Source organism: Candidatus Halobonum tyrrellensis G22 (assembly GCF_000495475.1).
In the GTDB taxonomy this organism is placed as follows: domain Archaea; phylum Halobacteriota; class Halobacteria; order Halobacteriales; family Haloferacaceae; genus Halobonum; species Halobonum tyrrellense.
On the sequence record NZ_ASGZ01000027.1, the window covers coordinates 20167 to 34887 of the forward strand.

At 70.7% G+C, this 14721-nt stretch carries 11 protein-coding genes; 6 read left to right on the plus strand and 5 right to left on the minus strand.

What is annotated here, in order from left to right; translation table 11 throughout:
• Positions 1-22: 22 nt before the first annotated feature.
• The gene (locus K933_RS07910; RefSeq protein WP_023394181.1) at positions 23-1345 is read left to right on the plus strand and encodes a YihY/virulence factor BrkB family protein; all 1323 of its coding nucleotides are present in this window, start codon (positions 23-25) and stop codon (positions 1343-1345) included.
• 257 nt (positions 1346-1602) lie between these two features.
• Here K933_RS07910 and glnA read toward each other — a convergent pair whose 3' ends face one another.
• Positions 1603-2979, minus strand: a complete 1377-nt coding sequence (glnA, locus tag K933_RS07915) for a type I glutamate--ammonia ligase (RefSeq protein ID WP_023394182.1) — start codon at positions 2977-2979, stop codon at positions 1603-1605.
• A 126-nt stretch (positions 2980-3105) separates the two neighbouring features.
• Here glnA and lrp point away from each other — a divergent pair, with 126 nt between their 5' ends.
• Positions 3106-3570 carry an HTH-type transcriptional regulator Lrp gene (gene lrp / locus K933_RS07920; protein WP_023394183.1) on the plus strand — a complete coding sequence of 155 codons (465 nt, stop codon included), beginning with the start codon at positions 3106-3108 and terminating at the stop codon, positions 3568-3570.
• Positions 3571-3626: 56 nt separating this feature from the next.
• Here lrp and K933_RS18655 read toward each other — a convergent pair whose 3' ends face one another.
• The 3 genes from K933_RS18655 to alaS all read right to left on the minus strand — a co-directional run bounded on the left by K933_RS18655 (position 3627) and on the right by alaS (position 7834).
• Entirely contained in the window at positions 3627-3779 is a 153-nt protein-coding gene (locus K933_RS18655; RefSeq protein ID WP_023394184.1) for a hypothetical protein, read from the minus strand.
• Between the two features lie 126 nt (positions 3780-3905).
• Positions 3906-4988 (minus strand): aminopeptidase, encoded by a 1083-nt coding sequence (locus tag K933_RS07925; protein ID WP_023394185.1) that lies wholly within the window; start codon positions 4986-4988, stop codon positions 3906-3908.
• 77 nt (positions 4989-5065) lie between these two features.
• A complete protein-coding gene (alaS, locus tag K933_RS07930; RefSeq protein WP_023394186.1) occupies positions 5066-7834 on the minus strand; it encodes an alanine--tRNA ligase in 2769 nt (922 codons plus the stop codon).
• 167 nt (positions 7835-8001) lie between these two features.
• On the opposite strand from alaS, the gene K933_RS07935 reads away from it, so the two are divergent.
• Together K933_RS07935 and K933_RS07940 are read left to right on the plus strand one after the other, a co-directional pair.
• Positions 8002-10782, plus strand: a complete 2781-nt coding sequence (locus K933_RS07935; protein WP_023394187.1) for a GAF domain-containing protein — start codon at positions 8002-8004, stop codon at positions 10780-10782.
• 106 nt (positions 10783-10888) lie between these two features.
• Positions 10889-11398 (plus strand): TspO/MBR family protein, encoded by a 510-nt coding sequence (locus K933_RS07940; protein WP_023394188.1) that lies wholly within the window; start codon positions 10889-10891, stop codon positions 11396-11398.
• 69 nt (positions 11399-11467) lie between these two features.
• Here K933_RS07940 and K933_RS07945 read toward each other — a convergent pair whose 3' ends face one another.
• Positions 11468-12493 (minus strand): threonine aldolase family protein, encoded by a 1026-nt coding sequence (locus K933_RS07945; protein ID WP_023394189.1) that lies wholly within the window; start codon positions 12491-12493, stop codon positions 11468-11470.
• Between the two features lie 596 nt (positions 12494-13089).
• Between K933_RS07945 and K933_RS07950 the strand changes: the two genes are divergently transcribed.
• Both K933_RS07950 and K933_RS07955 read left to right on the plus strand, forming a co-directional pair.
• Positions 13090-13911 (plus strand): alpha/beta fold hydrolase, encoded by an 822-nt coding sequence (locus K933_RS07950; protein WP_023394190.1) that lies wholly within the window; start codon positions 13090-13092, stop codon positions 13909-13911.
• Positions 13912-13992: 81 nt separating this feature from the next.
• Positions 13993-14709, plus strand: a complete 717-nt coding sequence (locus K933_RS07955; RefSeq protein ID WP_023394191.1) for a type 1 glutamine amidotransferase — start codon at positions 13993-13995, stop codon at positions 14707-14709.
• Positions 14710-14721 lie beyond the last annotated feature (12 nt).

The window sequence follows — 14721 nt, forward strand, 5'->3', positions numbered from 1 at the left end:
CGACTCCGGCGAACGGTCCGGCGTGTCATCGCAGTCCGCCGACGCCGGTCGGGTCGGGAACGCCATCGGACTCGTGCGGCGGGTCGTCTCCGAGACGAGCGACCAGGACGTGACGTTCCTCGCGGCCGCCGTCGCCTACTACGCGTTCGTCTCGCTGTTTCCCGCGGCGGTGCTCGCGCTCGTCGTCGCCACCGCCGTCGGCGGCGAACAACTCGCCACCGTCGTGCTCGCCGCGAGCGACGACGTCCTCACCGAGACCGGCCAGGCGCTGTTGATCAACACGCTCCAGAGCGGCGGGTGGGAGGGGGCGACGGTCATCAGCCTCCTGTTGACGCTGTGGGGGACGCTCAAGGTGTTCCGCGGCATCGACACCGCGTTCGTCAAGATATACGGCGCGGTCGAGTCCGCCTCCATCGTCGACCAGATCAAGGACTCGCTCGTGGTCGCCGTCTCCATCGGCGCGAGCTTCCTCGCGATGGTGGTGATGGGGAGCGTGCTCGCGGCGCTCAACCTCGACGTGGTACTCGAACTCCTCGGCGTGCTCGTCCTGCCGGCCGTGTTGAGCGCGGCGTTCCTCCCGATGTACTACTTCTTCCCCGAGCCCCGGGTGAGCGTCCGCGAGGTACTGCCGGGGGCGATGTTCGCCGGCGTCGGGTGGACGCTGCTGCAGGCGGGGTTTCAGGCGTACGTCAACTACCAGAGCGCGAGCGGGGGTGGCCAGGTCGAACTGTACGGCGTGGTCGGTGCGGTCCTGCTTCTGGTGACGTGGCTCTACTTCGGCGCCATCGTCGTCCTCGTCGGGGTGGTCGTGAACGTCACCCTCGCCGACGACAAGGGCGTCGGCTTCGACGCGGGCGCACCCGGTCTCGGCGGCCGGCCGGCGACCGACGGACGCGGCGGCGCCGCCCGAGACCGGCACGGTAAAGGGCTCGCCGCGTATGCGCGTCAACACATGAGCGAGGACGAACGCGAGGACGGCCCCGCGCCGGATCTCTCCGAACTGGACCGGCAGGTCGCCGAACTGCGGGCGGACCTCGACGACATCGACGACCGGACCGTCGAGAAGCCCGCGCTCGAAGACGAACTGAAGCGGTACGTCCGCTCGCGGATGCGCCGCGGACACGCCCGCGGCTGGGGTCCCTACCTCGTGTTGCTGTACGGCGTCGTCCTCACGCTCGGCGCGTTCGCGTGGCTCGACGGCTGGTTCGCCATCGGCGCGATGCTCATCCTGTTCCTCTCGACGCTGGGACTGTACGTCCTGTTCGTCCTCGCGGGCATCGGTCTCAACCTGATCGACGTGCCCGGCAAGGCCATCGACGCGGTCCGCAAGCGCCGCGGGCAGTAACGACGCGGACACCGCGGGTCGGCGTTCCCGCCGGCGCGCTCACCGCCTCCCGACGTGCCGGCGGACCGACCTGTATCTCCTCGACGTCCACGCGACGGAGGCGAGAGCCGACCCGGAGACCGCGTTCGGCACCACTCGCGGAGTCGGCGCGGGCGGAGTCGACCGAGGACCGACCGGTCGCTCGTCGACGCGGGTGAAAAATGCGAAGCCGGGAGGACGAGAGGACGGAAGGCGGGTCCCGACCGGTCGCGCCGAACTCAGTACGTCTCGAGGTACTGGTCGAGTTCCCAGTCGGAGACCTCGACGCGGTACTCGTCGTACTCGGCCGTCTTGGCCTCGACGAACTTCTCGCTGATGTGGTCGCCGAGCGCCTCCTGGACCGCCTCGTCCGACTCGAACTCGTCGATCGCCTCGCCGAGGTTCGACGGCAGGGTGGTGATGCCGTACTCCTCGCGCTTCTGTTCGTCGAACTCGTAGATGTTCTCGCGGACGGGGTCGTCACACTCCAGCCCCTGCTCGATGCCGTCGAGACCGGCGGTGATCAGCGCCGCGAACGCGAGGTACGGGTTACACGAGGGGTCGGGGAAGCGCGCCTCGATCCGGGAGGCCGCCGGGATCCGCGCGGCGGGCTTGCGGATCAGCGCCGAGCGGTTGCGGTCGGACCACGCGACGTAGACGGGCGCCTCGTAGCCGGGCACCAGCCGCTTGTAGGAGTTGACGGTCGGGTTGGTGACGGCCGCGATCGCGGGCGCGTGTTCGAGGATCCCCGCGATGAACTGTTTGGCGGTCTCGCTCAGGTTGAACTCGTCGTCCTCGTCGTGGAACGCGTTCTCGCCGTCCTCGGTCGACAGCGAGATGTGGGTGTGCATGCCCGACCCGTTGATCCGGGCGATCGGCTTGGGCATGAACGTCGCGTGGAGGTCGTGTTGGGCCGCGATCGCGCGGACGACCGTCCGGAAGGTGCCGACGTTGTCCGCCGTCGAGAGCGCGTCGTCGTACTCGAAGTTGATCTCGTGTTGCCCCTGGGCCACCTCGTGGTGGCTGGCCTCGATGTCGAAGCCCATGTCCTCGAGGCCGTAGATGATGTCGCGGCGGACGTCGCTCGCGAGGTCCTTCGGCGCGAGGTCGAAGTAGCCGCCCGCGTCGTTGGTCTTCGTGGTGGCGCGGCCGTCCTCGTCCTCCTCGAACAGGAAGAACTCGGGTTCGGGCGCGGCGTTGACCTCGAAGCCCATCTCCTCGGCGCGGTCGAGGACGCTCTTGAGCACGCCCCGCGGGTCGCCCTCGAACGGTTCGCCGGTCGACGTGTCCATCACGTCACAGATGAGGCGCGCGGCGCCGCCGCCCTCCTCGCGCGTCCGCCACGGCAGGACCGCGAACGTCTCGGGGTCGGGTTTGAGCCGCATGTCCGACTCCTGGATCCGGACGAAGCCGTCGATCGACGACCCGTCGAAGTAGATACCCTCGGTGAACGCCTTCTCCGCCTGCGTCGCCGGAACCGAGACGTTCTTGACCGTCCCGAGAATGTCGGTGAACTGGAGTCGGAGGAAGTCGATCCCCTTCTCCTCGATCTGGTCGATCACACGCTGCTCCTCTTCGCTTAGCCCGCCATCGGGTGTCACCGTGTCGTCTGTCATGTTCTCGAACGACTGTCCGATACACATCCACTATAAAATCCTTGTCGGTACGTGCAAGCGTCCGCTCGGGTGAGAGTGAGTGGACATTCGTTAAATTATAATGGGTGGAGGTAGTGCCGGCGTGTAATGACGTACGAAAATCTCGACGCCCAACTCGTCAACGCCCTGCTCGGAAACGGACGCGCGAGCCTCCGCAGTCTCGCCGAAGAGCTCGACGTCTCCGTGACCACCGTCTCCAACCACCTCCGTGACCTGGAGTCGGAGGGCGTCGTCCAGGGGTACACCCCGCGGGTCAACTACGACCGCCTGGGGTACGACGTGACCGCCATCGTCCAGTTGAAGGTGGAGGGCGACGCCCTGCCCGAGATCACCGACCGTCTGGAGGAGCAAAAACAGATGGTGTCCGTCTACGAGGTGACGGGCGACTACGACGTGATAGCGATCGGGAAGTTCCTCGACACCGACGACATGAACGACGGGATCAAGGGACTGCTGTCGGACGTCGACATCCGCGAGACCAACACCTCGGTCGTGCTCAACACCGTCGTCGAGAACGCCCAGTTCGAACTCGACGTCGACGAGGAGGAGTGAGTCGAGGGCGAGACTGCGGTCGGCGGGGGGATGAGCGCCGGAGAACCGGCGCGCCGCTACGCCAGGTGGTCGGTGACGTCGTCCATGTCCGTCCGGCAGAACGGACAGCGATAGCGCGTCGAGAAGCCGCCTGACTGCGCCGTCGTCTTCGCTTCGAGTTCGTGCATCCCGATGTGGCGGCCGCAGTCCGGACAGGTGACCTTCGGCACGAGCGTGACACACGGTTACACGGTCATAAAGCTCCCGGAGGGAATTACGAGGGAAACGTATTAGTGTAACGGCCTTTCGGGCCGGTTCGGTCGCCCGGTGGGCTCCGCGCGGCCGCGTTCGGCGGGTTACGCCCCGTCCTCGAAGACGAACGTCCCGTCCCGCTGGACCACCTCGCCGTCCACCTCGATGGTCGACGCCTCGGACATGTCGACGATCATGTCGACGTGTTCGGCGCTCTCGTTCACCTCGTTGCCCTCGCCGACGCACTCGGGGTAGGCGCTCCCGACCGCCATGTGGACCGTGTCGCCCATCTTCTCGTCGAACAGCATGTTGTACGTGAACCGGTCGATGGCGCGGTTCATGCCGATCCCGAGTTCGCCCAGGTAGCGGGCGCTCTCGTCGGTGTCGAACACGCCGTCGAGGACTGCCTCGTTGCGCGCCGCGGAGTACGACTCCACGCGGCCCGCCTCGAAGCGGACGCGCACGTCCTCGATCTCGCGGCCCTGCCGGTAGAGCGGCATGTCGAAGTGGACCTCGCCCTCGACGCTGTCGCGGACGGGCGCGGTGAACACCTCGCCGCCGGGGAGGTTCTTCTCGCCGGTGTCGTTGACGGCGGTGTTGCCCGCGACCGACATCGTCACGTCGGTCCCCTCGCCCGAGCGGATGCGGATCTCGTCGGCGTCGTCGACGACGTCGACCATCTGCTCTTGGAACTCACCTTGCGCCTCCCAGTCGAGCGAGACGGCGTCGTAGACGAAGTTCTCGTACGCCTCGGTGCTCATGCCCGCGAGTTGGGCGTGCCCCGCGGTGGGGTACTGGGTGAGACACCACCGCTTCGAGAGGCGTTCGCGCTGGACCGGCCGGGTCGCGCGGTTGTGCGCGGCGGTCGTCGCGGGGTCGATGTCCGCCTTCTCCGTGGCGTTCGCTCCGCCGCGGGCGATCACGACCGCGTCGGCGTTCTCGTAGAGCGCGAGTTCGTGGTCGGGCGTCTCGAACTCGTCGTCGCGCGCGCGGAGGAACGCCCGTTCGGCGCGGTCGGAGTTGTTGAGGTACACCGGGTTCGCCCCGCGGTCGCCCGCGAGTTCGTGGACGGCGACCGCGAGGTCCTCCGCCTCCGCCGGCAGCAACACCACGAGGTCGTCGCCCGGTTGCAGGTCGACCGAGTGGTCGACGATCGTCTCGGCGTGTTCCCGTACTCTGGGGTCCATCGTCTCACGGTCCCGCGCCGACGGATTACGGTTTTCGGAACCGCGGCCCGAGCGGTCGGTCGGACGCCGCCGGGGTCTCAGGCGTTCAAGACGGCCTGGAGCACGTCGGGCGCGTCGTCGAGCGCGTCGTCGAGCGCGTCCACGTCCGGGCCGCCGCCCTGCGCGAAGTCGGGCGGGCCGCCGCCGCCGCCGCCGACGCGGCCCGCGAGTTCGCTCACCACCTCGCCGGCGTTGACGCCGACGCCGTCGGGGACCGCCACCACCACCGTCGCGGAGCCGTCCGCGCCCGAGCCGAGCACCGCCACCTTCCCCTCGTCGACGAGGGCGTTGGCGGTCGCGCGCAACTGGTCGGCGTCGGCGTCCATCCGCCGGACAACCGCGGTGGTGCCGTCGAGCTCCACCTCCTCGCCGCCCGCCTGCGCGCGCAGTTCCGCGAGTTCGTCCTTCAGGCGGTCGATGGTCTTGCCGCGCTCCTTCCACTCGCCGAAGAACCGCTCTGCGGTTTCGGGCACGTCGTCGGGGTCGACGTCGAGCGTCGCCGCGGCGTCGTACAGCGCGTCCTCGGTGCGGTGGGTGGCGTCGACGGCCGCCTCGCCCGCGGCGAACACGATGCGCTCGACGCCGTCCTGCACCGGTTCCGTCTTGAGCACCTTGATCGTCCCGATGTCGCCGGTTCGGGAGACGTGGGTGCCGCCACACGCCTGGACCTCCTCGCCGACGGTGACGGTCCGGATGCGCTCGCCCGGCGGGATACCCCCTTGATACAGGTCGAAGCCGTGCGCCTCCTGGGCCTCGTGGCGGTCGGGCCACGCCGACTTCACCGGGACGTTCCGGCGCACCAGGTCGTTGGCCACCCGCTCTATCTCCTTGACCTGCTCGCGTCCGACCCGCTCGTAGTGGCTCACGTCGAGCCGCGAGGAGTCGAGCCCCTTCTGGGCGCCCGCCTGCCGGACGTGCTCGCCGAGCACCTCGCGGGCGGCCGCGCCGACGATGTGGGTCGCGGTGTGGTGTCGCATCAGCCGCCACCGCCGCTCGGCGTCGACCTGTCCGCGGACGAACTCCCCCTTGCCGGGGTCGGCGTCGGTCCGGTGGACGACGACGCCGTCGTGGCTCTGGACGTCCTCCACCTCGACGGTCGTGTCGTCGGTCGAGAGCGTCCCGCGGTCGGCGGGTTGGCCCCCGCCCTCGGGGTAGAACATCGTCTGGTCTAACACCACGTCGTACCCCTCCTCGCGGTCGAACACGTCGAGGACGACCGCCTCGAACTCGGTGCGCTCGGCGTCGTCGTAGTAGAGCCGCTCCGTCTCGGGCAGGTCGGCCAGCCGCTCGTCCGCCTCCGCCGCGCCGCCGAACCCGGCCGCCGAGTCGTGTCGCGACGCCACCAGCCCGTAGAAGTCGTCGGGCACCTCGACGGTCGCGCCGCGCTCCTCGGCTATCTCGCGGACCATGTCGGGCTGGATGCCGTGGCTGTCGTACAGTTCGATCAGGTCGTCGACCGGGATGGGGTCGCCCGTGCCGGCGTACTCGTCGGCGAGCCCCTCGACCTTCCGGGCGCCGCGGTCGAGCGTCTTGCGGTACTTCTCCACCTCCGTGCGCACGATGTCGCGGATCGTGTCGCGGTTCTCGTAGCCCAGCCGCTCGGCTTGCATGTCGACGAGTTCGTCCAGCGGCGCGTCGACGCCGACGTTGTCGACGAGGCGTTTGGTCCGCCGGAGCACCATCCGCGCGAGGTAGCCCGTCCCGACGTTCGAGGGGACGATCTCGTCGCCGAACATGTACGCGAGCGTCCGGCAGTGGTCGGCGATGGCGTAGATGTCCTCCAGCGGACGGAGCAGCGAGGTGAGCCGCTCGGTCTCCACGCCGAGTTTGTCCGCGATGTTGTCGCGGGCGGCCTCGACGTCCTCCGCCTCGTCGATGTCGAGGTGGCCGGCGAGTTTGGAGGCGCGGTGGACGAGTTCCGCCTCGTCGTCGGTGAGTTCGACCCCCGCGTTCTCCTTGAGGAAGTCGATCGCGTCGGGGTAGACGGCCTCGTACACCGTCGGGGTGCCCTGGCTCATCCAGGTCCACCGCTCGAGCCCGTAGCCCGTGTCGACGATGTACGTGTCCATCTTCGAGTAGCGGTTGCCGTCCTTCATCTCGAACTCGCCGTCGTCGTCCTGCTCCATCGACATGAACACGAGCGTGGCGAGTTCGGCGCCCTTGTAGATCACCTCGATGGCGGGACCGGCGTTGCCGCCGCCGACCCACGGGTCCTCGATGTACGTGATCTCCTCCAGATCCGCGCCCATCGACTCGAAGAGGCCGTCGCAGTAGCGGACGGTCTCGTCCTTCCAGTACACCTCGCCGGAGTAGGCGTACTCGTCGCCCACCTCCTCGCGGGCGTTGAACGCGTGGTGGGCCATCATCTCGAACGCCATCGTGTGTCTGCCGGTCTTGCCCACGTTGTCGATGTCCTGCATCCGGATGCACGGCTGGGAGATGCACAGCGGGTTGGCGGGCGGCGGCGTCTCGCCCGACGTGACCAGCGGCTGGAAGTCGTAGATGGACGCCTGCGTGAGCAACACGTCGTCGCGCCAGCGGTTCGCGGCCACCGGGTACGGCTCGATCCGCTCGTGGCCGTTCGCCTCGAAGTACGAGAGGAACGCCTCGCGCATCTCGGTCAGCGTGTACGACTCCGCGAACCCGGGGTCGTCGATGAACGAGTAGTCCTCACAGGGCGGCTCGCCGCACAGTTCGCGCTCGGGGTCCCGCGTCCAGAAGTGGTCCCCACAGGCGGAACACTCCCGCCTGTGGAACCCCTCCTCCTCGAAGTACTCGAGGCGGTACTCCGCGCTGAGGTCGCTCATTAGGGAGTGATGCCCGGTCGCCGTCCAAAAGGGTTCCGGGGCGCGTCGCCCCGGCGGGACGGCCGTGAACCGCCGCGAGCGCCGCCCGCACCCGATTCGCGGAGCGATAATCGGGGAGGGGAGTTTATACGTAGTTGAGCGGACACTCCGGCAGAGACGATACCGATATGACTGCCGTTCACACGCTACTCGTCGTCGGCCCGCCCAACCCGGTCGGCGACGCGCTCGAGGCACGCGCAGGCGTGGAGACCCGGCACGTCGGGGTCGACGGCGTCCGGGAGGCGCTGGCCGAACTCGACGACGAGGGTGTGACGCCGACGGCGGCGGTGGTGTGCGGTGACGCCGCGGGGGCGCTCGACGACGCGAGCGTCGGCGCGCTTGGACGGCGGGGCGTCCCAGTGGTCGCGCTCGCGGACGACTCGCCGGAGGCGGCGTACGTCGACGGGTTCGTCGCCGACGCGGGCGACCCGCTCGACTGCCTGCTCCGGGAGGTGGAGTGGGCGGCGGCGGGCGAGACGCGGCTCCAACTCCGCGAGGCGCGCCGTCGCGTCACCAGCCTCCACGACGGCGCCGCCGAGATCGCGGCCGCGCCGAGCGTCGACGACCTGTTCGAGCGGACCGCCGGCGTGATCCGGCGGGTGCTGTCGTTCGACCACAACTGGGTCGGGGTCCGCGAGGGCGACGCGTTCGCCGCCGTGATAAAACAGGGGCGCGCGGAGGCGTACCCCGACCGGCTACCGCTCGACTACGGCGTCACGGGCGAGACGTACCGGCGGGGCGAGCCGATACTCGTGACCGACGTGGAGGCGTGTGACGACCCGGCGGTCGACGTCGACGACCCCCACGACGAGATCCGGTCGTTCGTCAGCGTCCCGGTCGGCGAGTACGGCGTGTTCCACGCGGCGTCGACGCGGACGCACGCGTTCGACGAGCGCGACCGCGAACTCGCGGCGCTGCTGGCGACGCACGTCGCGCAGGCGTACGGCCGGCTGTGCGCCGAGGCGGACCTCCGGCGCCGCGAGACGAAGGTGACCCGGCTCCACGAGTCGATCCCCCGGCTGATCGACGCCGACACGGAGTCCGACCTGTTCGAACGGACGGTCGAAATCGCCGCGCGCGTGCTCGACTTCGACCGGTCGTACCTCCTGCGGTGGACGGGCGAGGCGTTCGTCCCCGTCGCCGGGACCGACGACGACGTGCCCGAGCGGGTGTCCAAGCGGGGCGTCCTCTGGCGGACGTTCGAGGAGGGGGAGCCGCGGCTCGTGACCGACACCCGCACCGACCCCGACGCGCGGCCCGAACACCCGGAGACACGGTCGGCGATCAGCGTCCCGGTGGGCGACGACGCGGTGTTCCAGGTGCTGTCGGCCGAGCCGGAGGCGTTCGACGAGTCCGACGTCGGACTCGCTGAGCTTCTGGTCTCCTGTGTCGACGCGACCCGCGAGCGGGTCCGCTCGGAGGCGGCGCTCCGCGAGTCGCGCGGCGTCGTCGAGCGGCTCCACGCCGCCGCCGCCGACATCGCCACCGCCGACACCGAAGCCGAGGTGGTCGAGCGCGCGGTCGGCGCCGCCGAGGGCGTCCTGGAGTTCGACAAGTGTGTGCTCATGTTCCACGAGGGGGAGACGCTGGTGCCCGTCGGTGCGTCCGCCGGCAGCCACCCCGACGGCGCCCGGCCGATGCACGTCTCGGAGGGGGTCGCCGGCAGGACCGCCCGCACGGGCGAGTCGGTGCTGATCGACCGGGTCGAGGAGTCGGCCGACGCCGACCCGGCGCGCGCGGAGTACCGGTCGGGTCTGAGCGTCCCGGTCGGCGACCACGGCGTCTTCCAGGCGGTCGGGACCGACCCCGGCGCGTTCGACGACGACGACGTCAACCGCGCGGAACTGCTGATGGCGCACGTCGCGGTGTCGATCGAACGGGTCCGCGCCCAGGACGGTCTCCGCGCGGAGCGCGACCGGCTGTCGGCGCTGTTCGAGAACGTCCCCGACGCCGCGCTCGCGTTCGAACTGGTCGACGGCGAGCCGGTGGTTCGCGAGGTGAACAGCAGGTTCGAGGAGTCGTTCGGCTACGACGCCGAGGCGGTGATCGGCGAACGGATCGACGACCGGGTCGTGCCGGCCGACCCCGAGGCCGAGGCGGAGGCCGCCGAGATGAACGACCGGCTCGAACGCGGCGAGACGGTCCGCCGGGAGGTCCGCCGGCTCACCGCCGACGGCGAGCGCGACTTCCTCGTGTTCGTCGTGCCGCTGACGGGCGACGAGACCAACGTCGGCGGCTACGCAATCTACTCCGACATCACCGCGCGTAAGGAGCGCGAACGCGAGTTGGAGCGGCAGAACGAGCGGCTCGACGAGTTCGCGTCGGTGGTGAGCCACGACCTCCGCAACCCGCTGTCCATCGCCGACGGCTACCTCGAACTCGCGCGCGAGACCGGCGACCCCGAGCACTTCCGGACGATAGACGATGCCATCGACCGGATGCGCACCCTGGTCGACGACCTGCTCGCGCTCGCGCGGGAGGGTCGGGTGGTCGGCGACCCCGAGCCGGTGGCGCTCGACTGGGCCGCCGAGGGCGCGTGGAACAGCGTCGAGACCGCCGACGCGCGCCTCGACGCGTCGGCCGCCGAGGGGGTGACGGTGTCGTCGGACCCCGAACGGCTGCGCGAACTGTTCGAGAACCTGTTCCGCAACGCGGTCGAACACGGCGGCGACGGCGTGTCGGTCCGCGTGGCGGCGACCGGACGGGGGTTCGCCGTCACCGACGACGGCCCCGGCATCCCCGACGCCGAGTGCGAGCGGGTGTTCGACGCTGGCCACACCACCACCGACGGCGGGACCGGGTTCGGTCTCCCCATCGTCCGGCGCATCGCCGAGGCGCACGGCTGGACCGTCCGCGTGACCGACGGCGGGGCGGGCGGCGCGCGCTTCGAGTTCGAGACGAGCGGGTAGCGGGCGCACACCGGTCCGCCCCGCGCCGCGCGGCTCGGACCGTCGGTCGTCGCGCGGGGCGAACGCGCGGAGCGATTTTATCACACGCGGGCGCGTCACCTCCCGTATGGACACACCGACCCGGACGGCGACCCGCGACCCCGCAGACCGCCTCGACGGCCCGCTGGGACTGGTCGCGCTCGTCGTCGCGGTCAACCTCGTCGGCAGCGCGCCGGCGCTGCTCGCCGGTCCCGACTCCGCGTGGTTCGCCGCGCTCGACAAACCCGCCATCTACCCGCCGTCGGTCGTCTTCGGTATCGTCTGGACCGCGCTGTTCACGCTCCAGGCGACCGCGCTGTGGCTCGTCCTCCGCGCCGACGCGGGCCGCGACCGGCGAGCGGCCGTCGCGCTGTTCGTCGTCCAGTTGGCGGTCAACCTGACGTGGACGCCGGCGTTCTTCGCGCTGCAGGACCTGCAGGTCGCGCTGGGGATCATCGGCCTGCTGTTCGTCCTCGTCGCCGCCACCCTCGCCGCGTTCGGGCGGGTCGACCGCCGGGCGGCGCTGCTGGTGGTGCCGTACCTCGCGTGGGTCGCGTTCGCGGGCGTGTTGAACTACCGGTTTCTGGTGCTGAACTGACCGCGAGAACGGGATCGAGCGGAGAACGGGAGACGAAGCCGAGAGGGAGTGCGGGGCGCGGCCCGCCGCTCAGGCCGCCGCGACGGCGGTCTCGATCCGGTCGAGCGCCGCCTCCACGTCGGCCTCGCTCACGTCGAGGTTGGTACACAGCCGGCAGGTGTAGTCGCCGAACGCCGAGAACGCCACGTCGCGCTCCTTGCAGGCCGCGGACAGTTCCTCGCCCGTGAGTCCCGCGGCCTCGCTGTCGACCATCACGATGTTCGTGTCGGGGTCGGACGCCGACAGCCCCTCGATCTCGTTCAGCCCCTCGGCGAGTCGCGCCGCGTTGGCGTGGTCGTCGGCGAGTCGGTCGACGTTCTCCAGTGCGAGCAGGCCGGGCGCGGCGATTATCCCCGCCTGCCGCATCGCGCCGCCGAACAGCTTTCTGGTGCGCCGGGCGCGGTCGACGAACGCCTGGTCGCCCGCGAGCACCGACCCGACGGGCGCGCCGAGCCCCTTCGAGAGGCAGAACATCACCGAGTCGACGCTCTCGGTCATCGCCTCGGGGTCGGTGTCGAGTGCGACGCAGGCGTTGAGGAAGCGCGCGCCGTCGAGGTGGACCGGCACCCCGAGGTCGTGGGCGGCGTCGGCCGCCGCGTCGATACGTTCCTTGGGGACGGCGACGCCGCCGCGGGAGTTGTGGGTGTTCTCCAGACACAGCAGCCCCGTGCCGGGCCGGTGGAGGTCCTCCGCGACGTACCCCTCGCGGACCTGCTCGGGGGTGGGGACGCACCGCTCGCCGAAGTCGAGCGTGCGCGGCTGTACCTGTGACAACTGGGGGATGCCGCCGAGTTCCCACTTGTAGACGTGCGCCTGCGCGTCACAGAGCAGTTCCTGCCCGCGGTCGGTGTGGACCCGGATCGCCGCCTGGTTGCCCATCGTGCCCGAGGGGACGTACAGCGCGTCGTCCATCCCCGCCAGGTCGGCCGCGCGGCGTTCGAGTTCGTTCACGGTCGGGTCGTCGCGGTAGACGTCGTCGCCCACCTCGGCGGACGCCGCCGCCTCGCGCATCTCGTCGGACGGCGTGGTGACCGTGTCCGAGCGGAGGTCGATCATACGCGGAGGGTGGCGGCTGGGGCGGAAATATCGCGCGGTCCCCGGTCGATGTTGCTCGTTATTCGACGGTACGAGTGGGAGGGGAGTGACGACCGCGGGACCCCGTGTGACGACCCCAGTAGCCGCGACTACGACGGCGACGGTGGCCTCGAAAGCCCCCGCGCGCTCCGCTCCCGCGGCTCGCCGCGCTCCTCGCTTCGTTCGCTCCGCTCACTCCGCTGCGGTGCTCGCGTCGCCGGGGTTCGCGGAGCGCGCGGCCCCTTTCAGTCCCACCCGGAGGGTCGGCGGGTCGAGCGCCGCCGGCCGACACCCCGGCGTGACGCGTTCCGTTCGGGTGTCCGGACGGCGACGCCCGGTAGGGAGTCGTCGGGGGGGGATTGGAAGGGGCCGGGGCGTGGACGAAGCACGGCGACGCAAGCACCGCAGGCGAGGGAGCAGTGCGACCGAGCCGAGGAGCACAGCGAGTCGCGCGAGTCCACGCCCCGGGGGCTTCCGAGGTGGTCGTCACTGCGGCTACCGAATACACCTCACCGGGAGAACGCGCGGACCGGGAGCCGTCGAATACAAACCCCCGTCTCACGAACCACCGGACCAGAGTGCCGTACGCCACCAACGGAGACGCGCGGATATACTACGAGACCCACGGGGCGGCGTACGCCGACGACGACGTGGACGCCGTCGCGCTCTGTGGCGAACTCGGCTACGGCCCCTGGCAGTGGGGGTGGCAACACGCCGCGCTCGCCGGCCCGTACGAACTCGTCGTGCCCGCGACCCGCGGCACCGGCGACCCGGACGCGGACGCCCGGTCGGACGCGCCGCCCGGCCCGTGGTCGGCGGCGGACCTCGCGGCCGACCTCGAAGCGGTGCTCGCGGACGCGGGCGTCGACTCCGCCCACCTCGTCGGCGTCGGCCTGGGCGGCTGTGTCGCGCTGACCGCCGCGCTCGACCCGGCCGTCTCGTCTCGCGTCGCCGACCTCGCGCTCGTCGGGACCGCCGCGTCCGGCGGAGCGCTCGCGCCCGACGCGCTGTGGGCCGACCCCGACGACGCCGACGAGGCGGAGGCGTCGCTGGCGGCCGCGCTGTCGGCCGACTTCCTCGCCGACCAGCCCGACGTGGCCGAGCGAATCGCCGACTGGCGCGCCGCGGAGGACGCCGACCGCGAGTCGTGGGAAGCCGCGCGGGCCGCGCTCGACGGGGTCGACCTGAGCGACCGGCTCTACGAGGTGACGAACCCGGCGCTCGTGCTCCACGGGAGCACCGACGCGGTCTGCCCGCCCGAACGGGGCCGGGCGCTCGCGGAGGGGCTCCCCCGCGGGCGGTTCGAACCCGTGGTTGGCGCGGGCCACCTCGCGAACGTCGACGACGCGCCGACGGTCAACGACCGGCTGCTGGCGTTCTTCGGGACCGACCGGGAGTAGCCCGTCGCCCGCCGGGACGGGACACCGGAAGGACTGGCGGCGGCGCAAACCCTTTTCCCGCCGTCTCGCCCATGCGTGCCCATGACACGGCTACGGCTCGCCCTTCTCGACGCCGCACACTCCTCGGAGCACACGCCGCGGAACTTCCGCCGCGAACTCGACGCCGACCTCGCGGAGTTCGACGTGAACGACGGTGACCTCCCCGACCACTTCGACTGGGACGGCGTGGTCATCAGCGGCTCGCGCGCCTCCGTCTACTGGGACGAGGCGTGGATCCCGCCGCTGGTCGAGTGGGTGAGCGACGCCGCCGACCGCGGCCTGCCCGTCCTCGGCGTCTGTTACGGCCACCAGGTGCTCGCGGAGGCGCTCGGCGGGCGCGTCGGGGGGATGGACGGCTTCGAACTCGGCTACACCCAGGTGGAACGGGAGGGCGACGACGAACTGTTCGACGGCATCGACGAGGAGTTCACCGTGTTCACGAGCCACGGCGACACGGTGGTCGACCTCCCGCCGACGGCTGAACTGCTCGCGCGAAACGAGTACGGCGTCCACGCGTTCCGCTCGGGCAGTTGCTGGGGCGTCCAGTTCCACCCGGAGTACGACATGGAGACCGCGCGCGAGGTGGCCGACGGCAAGCGCGAGGCGGTGGGCGACGACCGGGTCGACGCGGTGCTCGCGGGCGTGACGCCCGAGAACTTCGACGCCGCCTGCGAGGCGAAACGGCTGTTCGATAACTTCACCGCCCACTGCCGGCGCGTACGCGACGAAAGCGACGCCGAGACCGGCGCGCGCGTCTGAGCGGGACGCCGG

Bases quoted from the DNA above. Each gene is read 5' to 3' on its own strand.
- K933_RS07935 (WP_023394187.1), top strand. From the start codon at position 8,002: ATGACTGCCGTTCACACGCTACTCGTCGTCGGCCCGCCCAACCCGGTC.
- K933_RS07940 (WP_023394188.1), top strand. From the start codon at position 10,889: ATGGACACACCGACCCGGACGGCGACCCGCGACCCCGCAGACCGCCTC.
- K933_RS07945 (WP_023394189.1), bottom strand. From the start codon at position 12,493: ATGATCGACCTCCGCTCGGACACGGTCACCACGCCGTCCGACGAGATG.
- K933_RS07925 (WP_023394185.1), bottom strand. From the start codon at position 4,988: ATGGACCCCAGAGTACGGGAACACGCCGAGACGATCGTCGACCACTCG.
- K933_RS07955 (WP_023394191.1), top strand. From the start codon at position 13,993: ATGACACGGCTACGGCTCGCCCTTCTCGACGCCGCACACTCCTCGGAG.
- lrp (WP_023394183.1), top strand. From the start codon at position 3,106: ATGACGTACGAAAATCTCGACGCCCAACTCGTCAACGCCCTGCTCGGA.
- alaS (WP_023394186.1), bottom strand. From the start codon at position 7,834: ATGAGCGACCTCAGCGCGGAGTACCGCCTCGAGTACTTCGAGGAGGAG.
- glnA (WP_023394182.1), bottom strand. From the start codon at position 2,979: ATGACAGACGACACGGTGACACCCGATGGCGGGCTAAGCGAAGAGGAG.